This is a genomic window from Anaerobiospirillum sp. NML120448, from assembly GCF_023050945.1.
In the GTDB taxonomy this organism is placed as follows: Bacteria; Pseudomonadota; Gammaproteobacteria; order Enterobacterales; family Succinivibrionaceae; genus Anaerobiospirillum.
The window spans coordinates 1-23,194 of the sequence record NZ_JALKIM010000021.1 but is presented as its reverse complement, the minus strand read 5'-3'; the positions used below and the strand labels follow the sequence as shown (position 1 = coordinate 23,194).

Here is a 23,194-nt window from a genome sequence, read left to right as displayed (position 1 = left end):
TGGTGGCGCTCTCTAAAAAAACTGTAGGCTAATACAAACAAAGCTCCTGAATAGTAGTTGATGGCCAACTAGCTTTTCGAGGAGCTTCGTAAATATTCTCTTAACTTAAGAGTTAAACAACAATGTGGCTTACTACATAGCGTACTCTAATACCTAAATCATTTACTTCATCTTTAGGACGAATCAGAGTGTTGCTATAAGGAGGTGCAAAGCAGAATACCACCTCAGAAGAATCAATTGCGTTTAAGAAGTCCTTGAGATAATCAACATTCAGGTTAACTTCTCTGTGATCATCAATAGGAGCGATGGATACACGAGCAGAAGCAATTTCATGATCACTGTTTTGGCAGTGTAAACCTAAACTATCCTGAGAGAATACTAGGTTAATCATGTTGACACGCTTGTTAGAGAACAGAGCTACACGCTTTACGTAAGTCTTAAACTCTTCTACGTTAATAGCAATCTCTGGATTGCAATTTTTTGGAATAACTCCACGAACTGCTGGATATGGGCACTTTAACAGACGATTAGTAATAGTATAGAAACCAATCTTAGCAGTAGCGAAATTAGCGCTCACACCTAACTCGATCTTTTCAGTAATGGAGGCAGATAAAAGCTTTTGTAACTCAGTTACACCACGATAAGTCATAATAAAGCTAAAGTCTTCTTTAGCCTCTTGATCGAGCTTAACATCAACTGCGGCCATTCTATGACCATCTAAAGCAAAGATGCTTAACTCATCAATTCTAATTTCAAAGCGTAAACCTTTGAAGAACTCTTGATAGCTTTCACGGGCAGCACAGAATAATGACTTTTCAATCATGTAGCGCAATTTGTTTTCTTCAATAGAAACAATATTGGCAATCTCTTTTTGTGCATCTTCATCAAATGAAGGCAAGAACTGCTCTTCACTAGTCATACGAATGCGCACAGAGAAACGAGCTTGAGAGGAAACAATATTTAAAACCTCTTCCTCACTAGAGTGCAACTCAAAAGAGACATCGTCACTGCTACCTAAGGTTTTAAAGAAATCTTTAGCCTTGCTGGCCTCCATTAAGAAAGTGCCCTCAGACTCACAAGCACCTTCAGGCAAAGGAATTTCTGCCTTTAATTGCACGGCATTATCGGTACCAACTAAAGTAAGCAAATCCTTTTTAACTATAAACAATAAATATTGAGTTAAATCATCAGGGCTACTGGTATTAGTAGTACAGATACTAGCCACTTGAGCAATTGGGCTAATAATTGTCTGAACAGGAACTGTAAATTTCATACTTGCCTCATGGCTAGATTAAGAATACAAAACTCTATTTACAGAGCCAATGAAACTTGTAAATAGAGTTCTAGTGAAAACACTAAGTACACCCAAACTGTTTTAAAACTAGTCTGATGACTCAATAAGTTTGTTAACAGAAGCAACAATACGCTGCACTCTGGCCTTGAGCTCATAATCAGAAACCAAACGCTCTCTAGTACGTAAAATGGCCTCATGAATTGATGAGTGGTCTTTCTTAAAGACTTTAGCTAAATCATTTAAAGAAAGTTCTGGCAAGAAATCACGAGCTAAGCAACAAGCAACAGAACGAGCTTGAGAAATAAGCTTCTTCTTGCTTGGAGAGAACATTTCCTCATTAGATACCTTAAACTCAGCTGATACTAAAGCTAGCACACTATCTAAAGGTACAACAGTATTTCTCGCAACAATAAAGTTATTGATATTACGTACTACTTCATCAAAAGTCAAAGAGCTGTTTTGATCTTTCATCATTGCGTGAATGGTTCTTAAGGCACCTTCAATATCACGTACATTAGCACTGATATTCAAAGCCATAAACTCTAAGATCTCGGCACACATAGTCATGCCCAGTTCATCGCATTTGGCTTTGATAATATCACGACGAGCACAATGGCCTGGAGTCTTAAGCTCAATTGTAATACCAGAATTAATACGTGATGTTAAGTCATCGCTAAAGCCCATAGCTGTTAAAGCAGATACAGGAACATCGGCTGCTAATACTAATTGTGCTGATGGTTTAGTTAAGAAATCATCAACAATATCAAAAAATACCTTACGTGACTTTTCACCCTTTACTAAGCTTTGAATATCATCAAAGATTAATAAATCATGATCAGTAAACGCCTGCTGGAAGTAAACCTGTCTATCAGAGAAACGGGTCTTTTGCATGTCGGCAATGGACGCAACATACTGTCTAATAAAGTCCTCGCTTCTTACATAAGCTACCTTCAAATGAGGGTGTTCTGCTTTAACTTTATTTACCATAGCACTTAACAAGTGAGTTTTACCTACACCTGATGGGCCATGAATAAACATTGGACACTTGTAACCTGGAGTAGTAATAGTGTTACAAAGATCGTACACAGCATGAACAAGCTTACTGCAAGTTGGCTCAATAATATATGATGCAAAAGTCTTGCTTGGATTTACTTCTTTACTTGGACATAAAGAAGAATAATCCTCATATGCTCTTCTTTGAGCAGGAGACATATTAGCAATCATTTCAGGTGGTAGAGGAACCTCCTCCAACATAGGAGTTGGATCATACTCGCCAAATTGATTGATATTATTTGGCATGCATTGGGACATTGGTTTGCCCTGAGCCAATTGCATTAATACACTTGGTCCTTTAGCAAATTGACCATTGTTATTAAAGGCCTGCTTACTACTATTAAGTCCTACTACCTTGTCGTGTTCACCAACATGAGAGGTATTACTTACCTTGTTTAAGAATGAACTTGGTAAAGGCAAAGATGATAAACCAGACTTAAGGTTTTGATTAGCATAAGCCTGCTCAATTACATTCTGTACCGCTTGAGCATTACGCTTATCGATTTCCTTATTGTCAAAAGCATCACCCATGTGGAGCTGAGCTAAACGCTCCTGCTCTAAAGCCTCTAAAGCTTGAGCGGCCTTTAACTCATCCATGCCTCGTGGAGAGGTCTTTACAGAAGCCTCTCTTAGAACATTATTTGGATCAAATACTGGAGTATTAGCACTGCCAAAAGCTTGATTAATATAACCTTGAGCAACAACGCCTTGTTGAGGCATATTAGCGCCATGATCCATAGAATTAAGGTTCATATTAAGGTTATGAACATCCTTAATAGGCTCAATCATGCGCTCAGATGATGCAGCTATTTGTCCTGCTGATACTGTATTGGTAGCCATAAATGGCTCAGGCATTGCCGCAGACCATGGAGTAGAGTCAAAATAATCCTCACCCCTAGCACTATCCATATATAGACCATTTTCCTGCTCTTCATCCCAAGCCATTGGATAGCTCATATCATCCACCTCTGGCATTGGAGCATAAACAGGAGCTCTAGCAGGCACGTTACCAGGCACAGCAGGAGCTGGCACAGCAACAGATGCAGGTGCAGCAGGAACTGGCGCAGCTTGGGCAGGAACTGCAGGTGCTGGCGCAGCAAAAGTTGCTGGTGTAGCAACTGGCACTCTATTAGGTGTCTGAGCAGGTGCTAAAGTACTAGTAGGCACAGGAGCACAGGTATTAACAGGTGCTGCTGGCACTTCTGGTGCGCTCACTGGTGCAGGTGCTACTCCCTGAGCCGACATAGACTGAGGCATTGGGTTTAAAGCCTGATAACCATAATCCATGCCTTGAGGCACACGCATATCCATTGGATAGGCTACGTTATTAAACTCTGGTACTGGAGCATAAACTGGTGCTCTTACTGGCACTTGAGCTGAGACAGTAACAGGCGCTGGAGCTGGTGCTTGAGCTGAAGCTACAGCACTAGTAGGCACAGGCACACAATTATTAACAGGTGCTAGTGCGCTAACTTGCTCAGGTACTGGTACTGGAGCTGGTGCTCTCATAGCCTGAGGCATTGGATTAAAGGACTGATAACCATTATCCATAGCTTGAGGCATACCCATATCCATTGGAGCTTGATAACCATTTTGCTGATTAATAAGAGCAAGTTGCTCTAATACTGACTCATTTTCCCAAGCTTCTAACTGGTCAAACTCATCATATAAGGCAAAATCGATCATATCCTGCTCACGGTACATCTCATCTGCACTCATAGAGTAGTTAGAGTCTACATCATAGCCATGAGCAGTATCATGGTTAAAAGTAGAAGGCTCAAGCTCAAAGATATACTCCTGTAACTCCTCAGGATCGCAATCATTGGCCAGGCAGAACTCATCACGTAGAGCCATACTCTCAAATGCAGCAAACCAAGGCTTGCCACCTTCAATATTAGAGTAAGCATCATTACAAGCGTCTACGTAATAGAGTTGTGTAGAGGTATTAATAACTCTTGTTTCTACCTCAAAATACTCCCAACCACGACCGCAAAGAGCAGAAGGATAATCAATTAAATCGTCAAGAACCTCATCCTCTAGGAGATTATCTGTACGATCAATATATATGTAGTCAGCAAATTCAACAGCTGCAGGTACGCTAGAAATAGCAAGAACATCTAAATAACTGTCTACTTCATCATACCAAATGCAATCTTCTACATAGTACTCAGATAAAGCCATATCCTGTTGAGGATATACATTATTAGATGGCTCGCAAACAGCTACTGGCTCTTGTATTGGGGTGTAAGTTTGCTCTACAGATTGCTCATAAGGCTGACCTGCACAGTAATCTTGTAAAGCTATATCACTAACGCTATAGCTCTCAGTCTCTACCTCAATAGCTGTACCTTGCTCTTGAGCGTAAGGCTGCACTTCAACAAAGCTTGCCTCTTGAGCCTTAACTTGCTCTTGAGCTGGGGCTTGAGGTTGTACCTCAACAAAGCTTGGCTCTTGGGCCTGAGCTTGACCTTGAGCTGGGGCCTGAGACTGCATCTCAACAAAGCTTGCCTCTTGAGCCTTAACTTGCTCTTGAGCTGGGGCCTGAGGTTGTACCTCAACAAAGCTTGGCTCTTGGGCCTGAGCTTGCTCTTTGGCTGGAGCTTGGGCCTGATCCATGGCCTGGGCTTGGATCTGAGCTGGTGCTGGAGCTTGAGCTGGATTGGTAAACTCGTTATTGGCGCAAACAACACTATTAATTTCCTTGTCCAAATTCTCTAATTCAGACTGAACAAGGTTAAACCAACGGCTATTTTCAATAGCTCTCTTGGAGAACTCTTGACGCTCTTGCTCGGTTAAAACATGGCAAGGCTTTTTGTAGTAGCCATTATTAGTGCTATAAATCTCAGGATATACCTTATGAGCTTTATTATTGGTACTCCAGTCGCCAAACAATTCCTCATCTAAGCGCTCGTCTAAAGAGCGGGTATCAATGCTATTAAAGTCATCAATATAAATTCTCTTAGGAGATGAGGACGAGAACTTAGGAATATGAGGAGTAGCATCCCATAAAGGATTAAGCTCATCATTATCACCTAAGCCATCATGGAAGCTAATTACAGATACTTTTAGCTCTTGAGCCTTAAGCGCATCGTAATCAACTACTCTATTTTGAACAGCTTGCTGTTCATTTTTGGTAGCTACTTGATCCTTTTGGGAATCCTGTTGTGCCTTTAGAGCAGCTTGCTGTTTCTGTTGAGCAGCTTGCTGTTCTTTTTGAGCCTCTAGCTTGTTTTGAGCACGAATAAACTCTAACTTGCTAGCAATAGTTTCTGGGCGATCATAAATATCATATGGAGAAATGCCTTTATCAAAAGCTTCCTCTATAAGTTGTTGCTGTTCTTTTTGATGCTTTGCCTGATAAGCTAAATAGTCACATGCATCCTTACCAAATAAGGTAAGTACCCCATGATCTCCTGAACCTACATTAAGTGCAGGGGAGGTATAGGTCTTAGCAGCATAAGCTAGTTCTGGATCATACTCGTTATAGTAGATCTCATTGGCAGCAGGAATATTGTTATGGACAGATCTTACTTGCTCACCATTATTTAAGACATGACTGAGCGCACCAGGCTTGTTTTCAAAAGCCTGACGACGAACACCCAACTCTTGAGACTGTTGTTTCTCTTTAGGTAAAGGAACTACAGAACCGTCTGCATTAGTTAAAGATAAAGGAGCCTTCCATGGATCATGGCTATGGCTACGAGCAGCAATAGTTTCTTTAGCGTAGTCACTGTCCAAGTGTCCTTCATAAATAGCCTTGTCATTAATATCCAAGATCATGCCGTCTACAATAATAGGCATGAGCTCATGATATGGTAATCGTGGCTTACTACGAGGCTTACTTGCTACAGTAGTGTTATGACTATTGGCAGCTTTACTCTTAATCTTATCTGCGTTATTAGGAATAAAATCTGTAAACTCGACACCATTTTCCTGAGGCTTATTGTTATCAACCACCTCAGTAGCTGGAGGTAAGTTTTTACCATAGTTATATGGATAGCCAGTCTTATCGCCGTTTTGAGCATCCTCTTGAGCTTTTTGAGCATAGATCATGGCTAAAGCCTTAGCGCTACCTTGCTCTACAGGGATCTCAAGATGATGTTTATTATTAACGCTAAATAAAGAGTCATTAGGTCTATAAACCCTAATCTTACGAGACGAGTCATTTCCTGCCGACTTGCTGTTGCAAGTAGCATTATCATTGTTTTGACTAGAGGCAAGATTGCGATTATTAAAGCGCTCTAAAAGTGCTTTAGATGTAGCTCCAGCCTGTTCCCAAGGATTAGCCATAGCCACTTGGCCTGGTTTAAGCCAAGGATCATTGACCACACCATTAACAGCACAGGCAAAATCAGGCATATGGATGCGATCAAGAGCCTTACTCTCATCTTTTTCAAGATAATTATTGCTCTTGGAGCTTGGCTGTGACTCAGGTAATGGATCTTTAGCGGTCTTTGGTGCAACCTCAGGTTCAACTACCTTAAACTCATTGCTATGAGTGCAAGTTTCTGCCTTAGCACTAATATTAGAGCTAATATCTTGCTCAACAACAGTAAACTCAGTTTGCTTTACTGGTTTTACTGTTGCGTCATTACTAATAGCACTAGTATCAAGCTTAAGATCATCTTGAGCCTTTAACTTGAGCTTATTCTGCTTAGCTTTGGCTTTAGCAGCTTTTTCCTGCTTGAACTCTTTATTTTTCTCAAGATTACGATCTAAGCGCTCCATGAATTTAGCAGACGCATTGTCCTTTAGAAAATCTAAAGCAGACTGCATAGATTGCTTATAAGTAGTCAAAGAGACACCAGCAGGAGGCAGAATCTGAACGCACTCTATAGGATGAGAGTAATCAACTTTTCCATTTTTTAACTTAGGATAAAGAGTTAATCTCTTTAACTCATAATTGCTTTTATCTTTTAAAAAGCTAAAAGAATAACGTTCCAAAGTTTCTAATGGAATAATCTCGTAATAACGAGGTATGTGATATACAACGCTCTTTTCAGGCTTAGAATTTTTAACCTTGATTAAAGCTTGACGATAGATCTCTGCTAATTTAGCTTCATTTTGAGCAGCCAAAGCGGAAAGCTTGTTCATATCTACATTAATAACTTCTGTATTATCAACAAGCTCTGAGTTCTCACTAAAGAACTCACTGTCCAATAAATGATGTGGCTTAAGCTTAAGCAATAGACTCTTCTCATCTGGTCTTTGAGGCAGATTAAGGCCAAGACTATCTTGATGATCAAGCTTGTAATTGATTTTGCTATAGTCAAGCTTTTCTAAAACATAAGGCAAAATAGCAGGATCTTTCTTGGCACGAGCCAGCATTAAATCGCTGATGCCATATTTAAAGCCTGTATTAAACCTACTCTCAGGCACAAAAGGATGGATCTTGTCATCGGTAAAGCGGAACTGATTGATGTAACGCAATACATCATCTCTTTTACCAGAAACAAACAAACGGTTTAAAGGAATGCCTGATAAATAAGACAAATCAGTAGCTAACAAACAGAGCTCATAAATTGACATGTTGTCAGTAATAACTCTATGTCTGCCATTAGTAAAATCAGTGATAGGTAATTCACTAATTTTATTGTAACGGAGCTCACTATTATTAATGACCTCAGCCATGCACATATTACGAGCGGCTAACTCATACAATGAGATAGGACGGCCAAAAGGATCAAGAGGCATGCGAGACTTATTGACCCACTCACCATATTTTGCCTTGCCTTTAGAGTTATCACTAAGATTCTCAGGTGGATAAACTGGTTTAAGTTTATCCATAACTACGCCATATGTTTTGCTTTTCTTTAGGCAGTCCTTACAAGACTTAATATAAAAATCAAAGTAACTGGCAGCTAACTTAGCTTGCTCTTTACTAAGTTTGCTAACTTTAGTACGTGACTTAGTTTTTTTATCCTGCTTGTCATCCTCAACACTTGGAGTGTTTAAAGCACCTTTTTTAAAGCCACCATTGGCATTAAAAGTATTGAAATAGCTAGCACCTTCTTGAGCAGATGTGGCGCTTGATGCTTGAGTATTGTTGCTACCATAGCTAGAAACGCCAAAAGCCTTATTATCTAAGGCTCTACTTGTCTTTAAAGAGGTTTGATTACCAGCTTTAGTGCTTTGTTTAAACTGAGATTGCTCGCATACTCTATCCTCAAGAACCTCTGCTTTTTGTTCCTGATAAGATCGCTCTTGTAATAACTTAGCTTGGGCTTCAAACTTGGCCTTGCTAGTAAAGATTGTAGAGTTGTGATATTTCTTAAAAAGCTCTGCAGCCTCTCCAGTTTTTGTATCTTTAGCGCTTGGATCAAATAATATTGATCCTTCTGGAGTGGAGAATAAGGCTCTTGATTTTGGCTTGATATTAAAGAGACGAGTAAAGTCTGGAGTATTTAACTCTTTAGCACCAACGTCTTGAGTGGAGACATTATTAGACTCTAAAGATGCACTATTCTTAACACAGGTAGTGTCTTTCTTTTTGGTCTTTGTAGTCTTGGTGGTCTTTTGAGACTTTGGAGTGCTAGTAGGCTTAACTACGCTTGAGGCCTTGGTCTTTGGCTTATTTTTTGGGCGAGCGTCATCGTGGGCCACTGATGACTCAGTTCCCATGGTTAAGCTTTCATTATTTGAGCTATTTTCGAGTGCAATACAAGCCGTAGTAGGGAATACTGAATCCCCTACAACCTCATCAGGTGCTTGTTCTAAGCTAATAGAACTCAAGGTCTCTTGACTTGGAATAGTGCCATTTTCTTGCAATAGCAAAAACTCTCTGGAGGAAACTACCTCCAAAGAAAAACCAAGATCATTTGTGCCCAAAAGGTTCTTTAGCTCATAGTAAAAACGCATGCTATAAGGACTAAAAGACTTATAGACGTATTCACTAGGGCAAACAAAGCGTACCTTATTAAGGTCTTTATCAAATACCATTCCTACTTGAGTAAAGAATAGTTTGATAATTTGCGCTTCTAAAGACTCTTCAGTAGCAGCGGCTACACGCAAAATGGCGTGTCGCCAGACTTGCCATGATAGCATCCAAATCCTTTACCTGATGGCAACAGAATATCACCCCCGCCACCTACTTGAAAAAAAGCACAATGAGCACCAAAGTGCTGTTTTTGAAGTAGAAGCGTTAGCTCGGGAATCTTTATTCGTAAACCATGAGGAAAAAATAAAGTAAGACTTAATAATCTACTTTAGGATTCCACTCAAAACACCACTAAATTAATTAGTGATGCTACCTAGCGCTTTTGCACTAAACAAAAGCTCCTTAAAATCTTTAAATCAAGGCCACTTTAATCAATTTGTATCTAAAAATACTAAATTGTTCACCAGCCTTTATTTTATCTTAAATTCGAACCTCTTTTTTGCTAAAAAACACAGCCTAAATCACTTTTTTTAGGGCGCAAAAGATCAAAAGCTACAAGTAACTCCTGATTGAACTATCTTTTGATGCCTTATTTTCTCCAAAGAGCCATTTTGTCTGTTAGACAACTCTCTGGTAGGTTGTGTTGTATTAGACACTGATATTTTTTAATAACGCGTTATCTTAATTTCAACGAGCTACAGAAAAGAGCTAGCTTTCCTTTAACATCAGCAAAGAAGAGGATCTATTTAAAGATCAAAAGTTATGAAACTAAAAGTCATTCATTAACCAAAATAATGAAAGTTTTAGCTTTACGATTAAAGTGCCCCATTTTAGCATTTTTTTAACAATAAGAGATCAAAAATTTTACTCTCAGATGCTGATTTTTACTGATTCTTGTTATTTATCTTGTTTTCTGGCGTAAACTTGGCACAAAATTTCTATTGATGGCAAATTTAACTCAGATACTGATCGAGTTTATAGGGAAAATAGGACTTTTTAGCTTTGATAGATTGAAGGCAAAGAGAGTGTTTTAACTATCTTTTATTAAATAACTTATTAAAGTAAGTTAATAATTACTGATCAGCCATATGTGTGCACCTAATAATCAAAAGCTAACAAATATAATTAAATAATAAGTTAAAAACCTTGATTTTGTGACTTGCAACACTGTAAAATGTGCATTTCAGTAAGTTTGGCCCCTACTGTTAGTAGGTGTTGCCTCAAACCTACTCCAGATTTTTCTCAAGGATCAGTAGATTAACTAACTAAGGTATATTTACTGATCCTTGACTGTGTCTAGTAATAGAAACTCTATCACTAGACACACTATGAACTTAGCTGAATGCTGTTAAGCATCCAGTGCCAAGCCTCTTCACCGACGCTTTTAGTGGTAATCAGTTAACTGATGTGCTTAAGCTTATATTTAGGTGTTCTGCGCTTGGGTTGCACACCTTATATAAGGCATGTCTTTACACGAGACTATGCCATCCTTTGGAGAAATAGTTAAATGAAGCGTACTTTTCAGCCAAACGTTTTAAAGCGTAAGCGCACCCATGGTTTCCGTAAGCGTATGCGCACTGCTGATGGCCGTAAGGTTCTTTCACGTCGTCGTGCTAAGGGCCGCAAGCGTTTAAGCGTTTAATTTGAAATAAATGCCTAATTTATCATTTCCTCGCAAGTTAAGACTTCTTACTAGCGAGGAATATAACCAGGTATTTAAAAAGCCCGTGCGTGTTGGTGCTAAAGGTATACTTATTCTTGCTTGCAAGAATGAGTCCGACACCCCACGTCTCGGGCTAATTGTGCCTAAAAAGGTCTTAAAACGTGCTGTTTGGCGTAATCGCGTCAAGCGCTTAGTTAGAGAATCTTTTAGGCTCTCCCAAGATTCCCTTCCTAATGTAGATCTGGTCTTTTTAGCTCGACCAGGTATTGGTGACATTAGTAATCACGATATTAGTTCAACTTTAGATAGGCTATGGGCTCAAATCTCTCGCCAGTTGGGCAATCGGCGATCTTAATGATCCGCACCTACCAAAAACTTCTAAGTCCATTATTAGGTCAGCATTGTCGTTTTTATCCAAGCTGCTCGCAATATACCTTAGAGGCCATTCAAGAATGGGGTCTTGTTAAGGGCATGTGGCTCGGCACAAAACGTATTAGTCGATGCCATCCCTTAAACGAAGGTGGTATTGATCCAGTACCTAAAAAGTCTGACTTTGATAGCCACCTTAACAAAGTTTCCCAAGACAATAGCGAAAACAACCAATCCTTAAAGGATGTAACGTCTGATCAAAACTTACCAAAGTAAGTCTTTACTTTGTAGTAAGTGTATGCCTGTTCTTTTTCCTCTACTAACCAAAGATATGTGATCTTTATCGTTAAAAGTAGAGTGCAAAATGAAAAAACGCAGACAATGCTCAGGTATAATAGACGGCACTTTTTCTGGCACGCAAAACCTACTAGCAACTACTTATCCTTATAGGTGCTATCAGGCTTTGTAAACAGTAAAATAGCTTAGTTTGGGGCAATGGTATTAGTCACTAATACAAAAAGTTGCATTAACATCTTGCCAAGGCAAGGTAGGCACCTTTTTTTATTTGCTGTCTAAACAAGGTTAACCTTAAGTTCTATATTTAGAGCAATAAATAAGTCTCTTAAGCGTAAGTTAAAAGAGTTTTAGTACTTATGCGGCATTTATTTTAGGAACTGTACCTAAATGGAATTTAGCGTACTTAAGCTAATTTAAATTGCTGGAACTGAACTTAAACCTATCTTATATAACTTATGGTACTGAGCTTATTAAGTTTTATCTTAGGCTACTTAAGACCTGACTTTGATTTAGCATGTGCAAATATAATGAGCTGTTTCCTTTCCTAATGGATGGCAGCCATCTTTGATAAATTTTGGTGATTTGTTTACGGCTACTGAAAAGATCTTTATTACTAAGATCACCTAAGTTAGCCTTAGTTTGAACTTTTTGAAGTTAAAAACGACGTTCGCCACCTATTATTGCCTTGAGAGTTACTAAAGCTATTGGTTTAGTAATGCTCAAGAAAAACTGTCTTTTTTACAACTAATTCTGTCATCAAAACAATTTTTTGTTTTAGTTGATGGTGTTCTAGTGGTAACTAAAGACGGTGTGACATATTAAGAAGCTCAAACTTCTTACCAAGCAAAACTTATCTAACCGAATTTAGAAAGGAGGAGGCTGCGAATCCCATTCGATTTACTTCGACTGTCCTCTCGCGGCGTGATTATGGAACAACAAAGAAACATACTTTTTATTCTCTTTTTAACTTTAACCCTCTTCATTTACTGGGGTTGGGAAAGAGATAAGATCACCATGGAGCAGCAAGCTCAAATGCATGCTCAGCGAATTGAGCAAGTTGCCGCTGCTGAAAGCACTAAGGGTTCTGTAGGTAAACTCATTACTTTAAGTAATGACACCTTAAAGCTCTCTATTTCCTCTATTGGTGGTGACGTAGTTGACGCTAAGCTCTTAAAGGTTATGCAAGAGCTAAACAAGGATGATCCATTCCATCTTTTAATGAATGATCCTCTCTTTGTTTATATGTCTCAATCAGGCCTTATTGGTGCCAACGGCCCAGACTCTAAAGCCCGTCCTACCTATACCTCTAGCGCTAACAGCTATGAGATGAAGGAAGGCGAGGATAGCGTAAGTGCTGTTTTACAATTTAGCCAAAACGGTGTGGACTATACCAAGACCTATACCTTAAAGCGTGGTTCTTATGTAGTTGATGTTAAGTACGATGTAGTTAACAATACTGATAAGCCACTCTCTATGGCATTCTATGGTCAGTTAAAGCAAACTGTTGATGCTAGCTTACAAGAGCAACCAGGCGGCGCTATGATGGTGGCTGGTGCTTATCGTGGCACTGCATACTCCACTGCTGAGACTCGCTATGAAAAGAACACTCTTCAGGATTTAGTTGACCTTTCTTTAGAAAAGGCACCTATTAGTGTAAAAACTACTGGTGGTTGGGTTGCAATGATTCAACACTACTTCGTTTCTGCATGGATCGGTGATAACACTGAGGGTGTACAAAACGTAGTATTCTCTAATGCCTCTAAGGATGGCAGCGAAGCTATTATCGGTATTCGTACCGAGCCTACTACTATTGATGCTCACTCTAGCCATGAGTTTAAGTCTTCAATGTGGGTAGGCCCTAAGAGCCAAGATGAAATGGAAAAGGTAGCTCCAAACCTCGACCTTACCGTTGACTATGGTTGGTTATGGTTCATCTCCATTCCATTATTTAAGATTCTTGAGTTCATCCATAGCTTTGTTGGTAACTGGGGCTTCTCCATTATTATCTTAACCTTGATTGTACGTGGTGTATTATTCCCACTTACCAAGAGCCAATATACTTCTATGGCAAAGATGCGCTTATTAGCTCCAAAAATGCAAGAGCTTCGTGAGCGCTTTGGCGATGACCGCCAAAAGCTTGGTCAAGAGACCATGCGTCTTTATAAGAATGAGAAGGTTAACCCATTAGGCGGTTGTTTCCCATTATTAATCCAGATGCCAATCTTTATTGCATTGTACTGGACCTTAATGGAGTCTACTGAATTACGTCATGCACCATTTATTTTATGGATTGACGATTTATCAGTACATGATCCTTATTTTGTGACCCCTATTCTGTATGGTATTTCTATGTACTTCATCCAGAAGATGTCACCAACCCCTACAACAGATCCATTACAGAAGAAGATCTTTATGGCAATGCCATTAGTCTTTACCTTCATGTTCTGTACCTTCCCAGCAGGCTTAACCGTCTACTGGTTAATTTCTAACATCTTTACTATCTTCCAACAAGTGATTATTTACAGATCATTAGAGAAGAAGGGTCTTCACGTAAAGAACGTCCCTACTAAGTAAAGTTTAGCTAGAAACAAACAAGAAGCCTCAAGCATTGATAGACACCATAATAGGTAATCTCAATCTTGAGGCTTTTTTATTAATTTGTTTAGAAAAATTAAAAGGTGGCTTTATGGCAGACTCTACTGACTCAATTGCAGCTATTGCTACGGCCCCTGGACGTGGTGGCATTGCTATCATTCGTATTTCAGGACCATTAGCCTTATACGTTGCAAGCAAGCTTACTAAAAAAGAAAATACTACTGACGCTCAAGACGGCTCTGAGGTTTTCCCTTTTAAGCCTCGTTATGCTTACTTTAGTAAGTTTTACGATGGTGATGAGGTTATTGATGAGGGTGTTTTACTTTATTTTAAAGGCCCACACTCTTATACAGGCGAAGATGTTATCGAAATTCAAGGCCATGGTGGAAATATCGTTCCTCAAAGAGTGCTAAGCGCCGTTCTTAAATTTAAAGGCGTAAGACAAGCTGAGCCTGGAGAATTTACTAGACGAGCTTTTCTCAATGGTCGTATGGATTTAACAGCAGCAGAAGCAGTTGAAGACTTAATCTCAGCAGGCTCTGAGAGTGCTGCCAAAGCCGCTTTAGCCTCTTTAAGCGGAGCCTTTGCTAATCGTTTAGATGAACTTACCCAGAAACTTACCAACTTTAGAGTAAGAATTGAGGCTTGCTTGGACTTTCCTGAGGAGCATGAGGACTTCTTTGACTCTGGTAAGGCCAATGATGAACTCAAAGAACTATTAAGCTTAGCTCAACAAGCCCAAACTATTGCTAATCAAGGCGTAAAGCTTAATGAAGGCGCACGTATTGTTCTAGCAGGACAGCCAAATGCAGGTAAATCATCTTTACTAAATGCTCTTGCTGGAGCTGATAGAGCTATTGTTACTAATATTCCAGGAACCACTAGAGATGTTTTAACCGTCAACATCGAAATTGGAGGCATTCCTGTAACTATTACTGATACCGCTGGTATTCGAGATACCCCATCAGATGAAATTGAGGCTATTGGCATTCAAAAAGCTCTTGATGAGCTTAAGCAGGCTGATTTAATTTTACTTATGATTGATAGCTCTAAAGAAGCTTATGACGCTTTAGAAGCCCTCAATCATATTAAAAAGGTCTTTGATAATCCAAAGAACATACTAGTAGTTAAATCAAAGCAAGATCTACCTCCTAACGAGCAGACCCAACAGCTGTTAAATAGCGAGCCATTAAACCAATACCCACAAATTAGTACTTCTACTAAGCAAGATGGTGGTTTAGATGTATTACGCACTAAGCTTCAAGAAATACTCGGTATTATTCCATCCGAGGGCGTATTCTCAGCTCGTCGCCGTCATTTATCAGAGCTACAAGAAAGCTATCTTGCTATACAAAGAGCTATTCAGATGCTAGAGCTAGGCGATCTTGTTCTTACCGCAAGAGAAATTACCTTAGCTCAAAATCATTTAGGAACCATTACTGGAAAGGTAACCTCAGATGATATCTTAGGCATTATTTTTTCCACATTTTGTATTGGAAAATAGTGATTTATCTTTTAAGACTAAGCGCACGAAAGTGCGCTTTTTTTTAATAAACTATTGGCTATCTCATAGTTAGATACTATGATTTTAATGTTATTTGCTTATTAATTGATGGGACTATTATGAAAGATCAACAGCAGTTGCCTCTTACAGGTATTGGTTTTTTAAAGAATATTTTTGAACCATCAGCCACTGAATTAGCATCAACCTTATTTGCCATTGATCTCTTTCCTTATTATTTTCAGAATGCTCCTGAGGATGATTACGAAGGTAATGGCCTATTCTTTAGCAAAGCTAACTTGCCAGCCTTTTTAGCTAACTCTAATAATATGGAAAACAATAATGACCATTATTGTTTACGTATTTTCTTTCCTCAAATCACCAGTAATGAGCAATGGCAAAGTAAACTCAATAGCTTAGGACAAGTAGTAAAGTTTACCTTGTTTAGTCCCCTTTCAATTGCAAGTAATAATACTGATAATCAGGATGTTATTCTTAATTGCTTTTGTTATGAAGATAGGTTTAGCAATCCTTTTTGTAATATTAACCTTAGCCCACTTAACGTTAATGAGTTTTATCAGGTATTTCATACTGCCCAAAATTACAACGAAATCATAAGCTGCAAGAAGTTAAGCTTAAGCTCTTTAGACCAGCCTTTGCTTACCGATAAAATCCTGCTTGCAGTCGATGATAAACTCATTGGTCCTTTGCACTACAAAATTAATAACAATGACCTCGAGCTCTTTGCCAACGAAGCTTGCGATTACTTTATTTATGTTTATCAATATAGCGAACTTAAAAAGCACATATTAGCCATTAAAGACTTTAAGCTCATGTATGTTAAAGCTTTTAATGAAAATGTATCGGATAAAGATAAAACTGATTTTATTAATTTTGAGCAACTCTCAAAACTCATCTCCCAAGATCTATTTACCTATTTTGAGCTAACAGAAAAGGATCAATCTAACATCCTAGAACTTTGTAAAAAGCTCTATGCTAATCCTTCTTACTTGCATGATGAGCGTATTTATAAGTTTGCCGATTATTTAAAAAAATTCTTTGTAAATAAAGACAATTTACTCAAAGCTATTGATGATTTTCTAAATAATCCCCATATCAAAGCCAAGCTATTAAATAGTATTTTGGATATTGAGCATGATGAACTTGTTAACCAGCTCACCCCAGCCAACCTCATTGCCTTTGAGCAAAAGCTTTACAATCAACTGCTCGCAAAGTGCACCTCTAATGCCGATGTCCAAAATAAGTGGCTGGAATCACGCATTGATTTAAAAAACATAAACTATAAATTACAACAGCCCTTTTATAATTTTTTAGAAGATCCAGCCACTTTTAACCATATTCAGAACCTTATAAAACAAGGCTCTTTGCTTAACGAGCAAATAGAAAAAGACTACAGTGCTTTTACCGAACTTAACTCAAATAGCCAAGCTGACTCACTCCAACACGAGCTTCAAGACGAGCCTCAAGACGCGCACCAAGAGCGAGTAAACGCCCTTGTATGTTCTCTTGCCTCAAAAATTAATATAGCTGCCTTATACTTAGGCTTTATTAATGACATTTTGGGGCTATTACGCTCCATTGAACAATATATTGATCATAGTGAGAATCTTAAGTTAGGCATTTTAAGACTCACTAAGATCAGCATGCTTTTAAATAATTGCTATGCAACTATTATTGCTGACACTAATTTCACTTCAAAATTAAAGCAACAAGCTCAACATATGGGTAGTCATCAAGGCTGCAACGCATACAATAGTCATGTTTTTAGCGCTTTTAACTCTATTAGTGCCTTAACATACTTACACCCAACTCAACTTATTCTCTTCAAGAACTATCTGACGATGCAACAAGCTAATGTTCAGGAAGCTAAACTTAAGGAGGATAATTACAAGGCCTGTCAGCAACAAGAGTTTAATCAGCTTTTATTAGGCCATATTGCCCAAAGAGATCAGCTACAAGTTAGCATTGAACAATCTAAAATAGAGCTTTTAAATTTAAAGGCGCAATTAAGCCATGCTCGTAATGAGTATCAGCAGCAATTAGCACAAATTACCGAACTGTCCAAAGCTAGTAAGAGTACTAATAATCAAGTAGCCATCAGTAACGATACCAATGCACAAAATAGCGTAAATAAGCCAATCTACTTAGCTAACGATATGCTAAAGCATAATCATATTTATATTGATGGTCAGCAAATTATTGAACGAGTCCACTCTTTCATTAAAAGCAGTGGCTATAAGAACTTTGGTCTAAATGATACTGCCAATATTTTATTGTGTATCACCCAAGGCTTTATTACCACTCTATCAGGCAGACCAGGCTGTGGTAAAACCTCATTATGTCGCCTATTGGCTCAATCCTTAGGTTTAGCTCATAACTTAAATAGTTATGATGTCAACAACTCTCCTTATGAGCGCTTTACTGAGGTTTCTGTAGAAAAAGACTGGAGATCAGTTAAAGATTTTGTTGGCTACTACAACCCTATTAGCAAAAAACTAGAGCCAAGTAATGTACTAGCATTCAATGCTTTTAAACAGCTTAATGATGAAGCCTTATATCTTATGCACAGCTCAAAAGGCGTAGATCATACCTACCCTTATCTCATGTTGTTGGATGAAGCTAACTTAAGCCCCTTAGAGTATTACTGGTCTCCTCTATTTAGCGCCTGCGATCTGGATGCTAATCATAGAGCCTATTTAAACTTGGGTGGTGATCATAAGTTTATATTGCCACAACAATTACGCTTTATTACCACCATCAACAATGACCATACTACTGAGCCATTATCAGAGCGCTTTATTGATCGTAGCTTTATTATTACTTTAGGCCTTAATAAAACTGCCGACGAACAAGAGCGCAGAGCCAATCAATATAGTGATGACCAGAGTACCATTACCTATGAACAGCTGATAAGTGCCTTTAATAGCACTACTAATAGTAACAATAGCTCACTTAATCTATGTGAGAGCAATGACCTGGCTACAGCAAAATGGCAAGCCATTTGTGAGTTATTTAGCCAAGAAAAACTGCTCATGCCTTTATCTGAACGCTCTTGCAACATGCTAAAGCGCTATTGTGCTAATGCTATTTATTACATGAATAGCACCAGCTCTGATAAATCTTTAATGGTGCTTGACTATGCTCTTGCCCAAAAGATCTTACCTACCATAAAGGGCTCTACTCAGCAGTATCAAGCTTTGATAGAAGAGCTATTAAGATTGTGCCCATATGAAAGTATGCCTTTGAGTCATAGCCATCTACAACGTATGTATCAGCAAGGCATGGAAAGCATGTTTTATCAGTTCTTTTCGTTTTAATTAACTTTTGGTGCTTAAAGGAAATTACATGTATAGTGCTGAATTAACTCTAATCAACAAGAGCAAGTACCATAGTACTACCAGTACTATTCCTTTAAGCACTGAGCTTTCAGCTTTAAAAGCCATCAATAATGATGGCATCAACTATGGTGTTTATGAAAACGACGATTACGAGATAGCATTAAAGCTTAGCGATAACCTTCTTGAGGAAAACATTAATAGCATCAATTTAACTATCAATGGTTTTGATATTGGGCAGTTTATCTTATCTGCACGCCACCACAGCCAAGGTTATTACTGGAGCGGAAATACTAAATACCCACGACTAAAAGACAAGCCATTTTTCTTGTTTTACGACCAGATAACAATAGGCATACAGATCGTTGTCAATGATTGGAAGACTCTATCCTTATTAAGCCCTAATATTCTGTGTCAAAGCTCGATAACACAGCATCAACATCATATCCAAGCTATGATTGAGAGCCTGACAGATAAGGCTTGTAGTGACATTATTGCTTTAATGTTCCCCCAAGAGCTCAATAAAGATCATACCTCATCTTTAACTATCAAAAGCTTTAATAAACTTATTAGCAAGGTAGTCACTTGTTATAAGAGTAATTTCATACCTTTTACAAGTCAGGCTAAATATAGCTACGAGCCTATCTTAGAACCAACATCCCCTAATCATCTAAGAACGATAAGCCCTATTAGCTTTCAATACTTAGCTCAAGATCCTTGCTATACCCCAAGTAATCAAACCGTATCTAAGAGAATTCCTGCTGTTTGCAAAATAAAGAATTTTAAAATTAAGGAGAATATACAAATATGTATATTCTTAGCTCAGGTATTACAAGATGCCATCAATATCCATAATGAGTTAGCCTGTCTTATAAAAGACAAAATGAGAGCAAACTCATTTAGATCTCATCAATTACAATTTCCGCTAGAGAAGCTTAACTATGAGAACTTAAGCAGTGATCTTGACTTATTGTACGAGCAAATTATTAAGCTCAAACAAGTTAAAAACCAATATGGAAAACTGTTTGGCTTTAACTCCCATGATAAAGCCTTAAAGGAGGGTCGTTTTGCTTCTCTTCCTCCAAGCAGCAATGTATATCAACAAATAGCCCCATACCATCATGTTTATTCATGTATGAAAGACTACTTTGAACATGAAAGTTGTAATCTTAATAAGGAACGCCTCATATTAGAGGCCAAAACCTTAGACAGCTTATTTGAGTACTACTGCCTATATTGTCTGATTAACATGCTAATTAGCCATGGTTTTAGCCCAGATAAAAACCAGATACCAATTAACTACCAATACCGTGTAAATCTAGCTAGAAATACCGAAGTGAAAAAGGTTGCTAATACTTATTTTTTCAGCAAACCACCTTATTCTATAACTTTGTATTATCAGCCAATTGTGTCTGGATCCTATATCGAAAACCACAATATGTTGTTTAGAATGGATCAGAATAACTCATACAGCAGCATTGATACCCAAGATGCTGACTTTAACTTCTATAACCCTGATTTTGTCTTAAAAATAGCCTCGTCAGAGATCTGTGAATACCTTATTTTTGATGCTAAATACTCTACAGGCGATACCATTATCAAAACTCATATTAATAATCTTATAGAGAAGTATTGCTTAAACATAGCAAGCATCTCCTTAAAACAGTTAAGCCCAGAGCAACAACAAAGCCTAGACCAAAAAGAGCTGTCTTTATACGATTTATGTGGTCTAGCAATAGGTACTAAGCCTCCTAAAATGATGTACGCCTTACAAGGTAAAAGTAAGATTAACGAAAGCAATCATGATCTTAACAACCATGTTTGGCACTACCATCAATCACCTATAGCTCAGTTAATAGCGCCTCCAACTAAAATAGGAGTAATCGAACTTAACAGCTCAAATAATAATGAAGCGCTCTTATGGGAAGAGATTTGCTCAGCACTGCCAGCACTCAAAGAAATTCCTTAGCCCTACAAGACTTATATAATTAGCTGTTTTGTATCTATATAATAAATTTTTCCCACAAGAAACATGATATTTAAAAGATTTGTTTACAGTGCTAGATATAACAAACTTTAAAAGTTTGCCCTTTTTGTATGATTCAGGAGAGCTAAAAGCCTGGTTTTAGCCCTTATTTGTGGTTAAACGAGTGTTTTAAGCTACTAAAACGCCTCAAAATATCAGTAAAAGCTGCTAATATCGGCCTATTAACCTAAAGAACCTGCTACTTAAGCCTAAGCTCTAAGGACTCTAACGTTTGGTTAAAAATCAGCAAAAAAGCCATTTTGTATCTATATAATAAATTTTTCCCACAAGAAACACGATATTTAAAAGATTTATTTACAGCACTAGATATAACAAACTTTAAAAAGTTGCACTTTTGTACGATTGAGGCGAGATAAAAGCCTGGGATTAGCCCCTACTTTGTGGTTAAACAGATGCTTTAAGCCACCAGAGCTCCTCAAAATAGTAGTAAAAGCTGCTAATATCGGCCTATTAACCTAAAGAACCTGCTACTTAAGCCTAAGCTCTAAGGACTCTAAGGACTCTAACGTTTGGTTAAAAATCACCAAAAAAGATGATTTGTATCTATATAATAAATTTTTTCCACAAGAAAGATGATATTTAAAAGATTTATTCGCAGTGCTAGATATAGCAAAGTTTAAAAGTTTGCCCTTTTGTATGATTCAGGAGAACTAAAAGCCTGGGATTAGCCCCTAATTTGTGGTTAAACAGGTGCTTTAAGCCACCAGAGCTTCTCAAAATAGCAGTAAAAGCTGCTAATATCGGCCTATTAACCTAAAGAACCTGCTACTTAAGCCTAAGCTCTAAGGACTCTAACGTTTGGTTAAAAATCACCAAAAAAGATGATTTGTATCTATATAATAAATTTTTCCCACAGGAAACACGATATTTAAAAGATTTATTTACAGTGCTAGATATAGCGAACTTTAAAAGTTTGCCCTTTTTGTATGATTCAGGTGAGCTAAAAGCCTGGATTTAACCCTTATTTGTGGTTAAACAGATGCTTTAATCCACCTAAACTCCTCAAAATAGCAGTAAATATGCAGCTAAGAAGTGCTTTTTCAACCAAAAGTCATAAAACTAGCCTAAGCTAGAGCTTAAGTCTTAGCTTTAGTTAAAAACTATCAAAAAAGCTGATTTGTATCTATATAACAGATTTTTCCCACAAGAAAGCCGATATTTAAAAGATTTATTCGTAGTGCTAGATATAGCAAAGTTTAAAAGTTTGCCAATTTTGTATGATTGAGGGGAGCTAAAAGACTGGGTTTAGTCCCTAATTTGTGGTTAAACAGGTGCTTTAAGCCACCAGAACTCCTCAAAATAGCAGTAAAAGCTGCGAATAAAGGCCTATTACCCTAAAAAACTGCTGCTTAAGTCTAAACTCCTAGGTTTGGTTAAAAACTACCAAAAAAGCTGTTTTATATCTATATAAGAAACTTTTCCCACAAGAAAGATGATATTTAAAGGATTTATTCACTGCACTAGATATAGCAAAGTTTAAAAGTTTTCCCGTTTTGTATGATTGAGGTAAGCTAAAGGCCTTGGTTTTAGTGTTATTTGATTCAAATAGAGAGCAAATAGCCAAAAGAACAGCAAATATGGGGAGAATATGAACCTTATGAGCGTTAGGACAATTGCGATGGCTTCTTTCTTAAGCTATTGAGCTTATACAGGCTAGGAGGGATTAGTTTGTGCTTGTGCAAGTGCTTGTTCTAGTGCCTGAGTTAAAAACTACTTAAACACCTGTTTTATATCTATGTAGCTTATGTTTTCCTTTATAAAGCTCTTATTTAAGCTCTTTATAAGCCATGATAGATACGCTTTGAAATCATAATTCTGTAATTATTGGTACTGGCTGGATCTGGATATGGTGTTTGGGGTGTTTACACGGTGTTTTTAATAAAAAGATTAATTTAGTGTACTTTTTAAGTTTGGTTAAATTTGATGGTGATAAATATGAGATTATTAGTGATTTTTGCGTATAAATGACAGATTTTTTATAAAAATAATAGAAATTTATAAAAAATTTCCAATATTTTGGTAAAAATCTTTAATATGAGAGCAATTAGTTTGATTTAAAGATTTTTTTAATGAAAGGCATATTTATCAGCAATTTAATAACACATATTTAAATAGTGTTAATTATATGGATTCTATATTTTC

The 23,194-nt window shown here is 37.7% G+C and carries 8 protein-coding genes and 1 pseudogene; 7 read left to right on the top strand and 2 right to left on the bottom strand.

Annotated features, from left to right (window positions below; all coding sequences use genetic code 11):
* Nucleotides 1-112: 112 nt before the first annotated feature.
* Both dnaN and MXE38_RS05555 read right to left on the bottom strand, forming a co-directional pair.
* Complete coding sequence (gene dnaN, locus MXE38_RS05560) at nucleotides 113-1,273, bottom strand: DNA polymerase III subunit beta (protein ID WP_246913011.1); 1,161 nt, start codon at nucleotides 1,271-1,273, stop codon at nucleotides 113-115.
* Between the two features lie 108 nt (nucleotides 1,274-1,381).
* Complete coding sequence (locus MXE38_RS05555) at nucleotides 1,382-9,391, bottom strand: DnaA/Hda family protein (protein WP_246913009.1); 8,010 nt, start codon at nucleotides 9,389-9,391, stop codon at nucleotides 1,382-1,384.
* Nucleotides 9,392-10,731: 1,340 nt separating this feature from the next.
* On the opposite strand from MXE38_RS05555, the gene rpmH reads away from it, so the two are divergent.
* The 7 genes and pseudogenes from rpmH to MXE38_RS05520 all read left to right on the top strand — a co-directional run bounded on the left by rpmH (nucleotide 10,732) and on the right by MXE38_RS05520 (nucleotide 20,974).
* Complete coding sequence (rpmH, locus tag MXE38_RS05550; RefSeq protein WP_246913008.1) at nucleotides 10,732-10,866, top strand: 50S ribosomal protein L34; 135 nt, start codon at nucleotides 10,732-10,734, stop codon at nucleotides 10,864-10,866.
* 10 nt (nucleotides 10,867-10,876) lie between these two features.
* Nucleotides 10,877-11,242, top strand: a complete 366-nt coding sequence (rnpA, locus tag MXE38_RS05545; protein WP_246913007.1) for a ribonuclease P protein component — start codon at nucleotides 10,877-10,879, stop codon at nucleotides 11,240-11,242.
* Nucleotides 11,200-11,430, top strand: a pseudogene (yidD, locus tag MXE38_RS05540) (membrane protein insertion efficiency factor YidD); the annotation flags it as partial. The gene rnpA and the pseudogene yidD, both read left to right, overlap by 43 nt.
* Nucleotides 11,431-12,480: 1,050 nt before the next feature.
* Nucleotides 12,481-14,127: a membrane protein insertase YidC gene (yidC, locus tag MXE38_RS05535; protein ID WP_246913006.1), complete on the top strand. Its 1,647-nt coding sequence runs from the start codon at nucleotides 12,481-12,483 to the stop codon at nucleotides 14,125-14,127.
* A 112-nt stretch (nucleotides 14,128-14,239) separates the two neighbouring features.
* Nucleotides 14,240-15,652, top strand: a complete 1,413-nt coding sequence (mnmE, locus tag MXE38_RS05530) for a tRNA uridine-5-carboxymethylaminomethyl(34) synthesis GTPase MnmE (RefSeq protein ID WP_246913005.1) — start codon at nucleotides 14,240-14,242, stop codon at nucleotides 15,650-15,652.
* 119 nt (nucleotides 15,653-15,771) lie between these two features.
* The gene (locus MXE38_RS05525) at nucleotides 15,772-18,987 is read left to right on the top strand and encodes a hypothetical protein (RefSeq protein WP_246913004.1); all 3,216 of its coding nucleotides are present in this window, start codon (nucleotides 15,772-15,774) and stop codon (nucleotides 18,985-18,987) included.
* A 28-nt stretch (nucleotides 18,988-19,015) separates the two neighbouring features.
* A complete protein-coding gene (locus MXE38_RS05520; RefSeq protein WP_246913002.1) occupies nucleotides 19,016-20,974 on the top strand; it encodes a hypothetical protein in 1,959 nt (652 codons plus the stop codon).
* Nucleotides 20,975-23,194 lie beyond the last annotated feature (2,220 nt).

Coding starts and splice junctions, on each gene's coding strand:
- dnaN (WP_246913011.1), bottom strand. CDS start 1,273: ATGAAATTTACAGTTCCTGTTCAGACAATTATTAGCCCAATTGCTCAA.
- MXE38_RS05555 (WP_246913009.1), bottom strand. CDS start 9,391: ATGCTATCATGGCAAGTCTGGCGACACGCCATTTTGCGTGTAGCCGCT.
- rpmH (WP_246913008.1), top strand. CDS start 10,732: ATGAAGCGTACTTTTCAGCCAAACGTTTTAAAGCGTAAGCGCACCCAT.
- rnpA (WP_246913007.1), top strand. CDS start 10,877: ATGCCTAATTTATCATTTCCTCGCAAGTTAAGACTTCTTACTAGCGAG.
- yidC (WP_246913006.1), top strand. CDS start 12,481: ATGGAACAACAAAGAAACATACTTTTTATTCTCTTTTTAACTTTAACC.
- mnmE (WP_246913005.1), top strand. CDS start 14,240: ATGGCAGACTCTACTGACTCAATTGCAGCTATTGCTACGGCCCCTGGA.
- MXE38_RS05525 (WP_246913004.1), top strand. CDS start 15,772: ATGAAAGATCAACAGCAGTTGCCTCTTACAGGTATTGGTTTTTTAAAG.
- MXE38_RS05520 (WP_246913002.1), top strand. CDS start 19,016: ATGTATAGTGCTGAATTAACTCTAATCAACAAGAGCAAGTACCATAGT.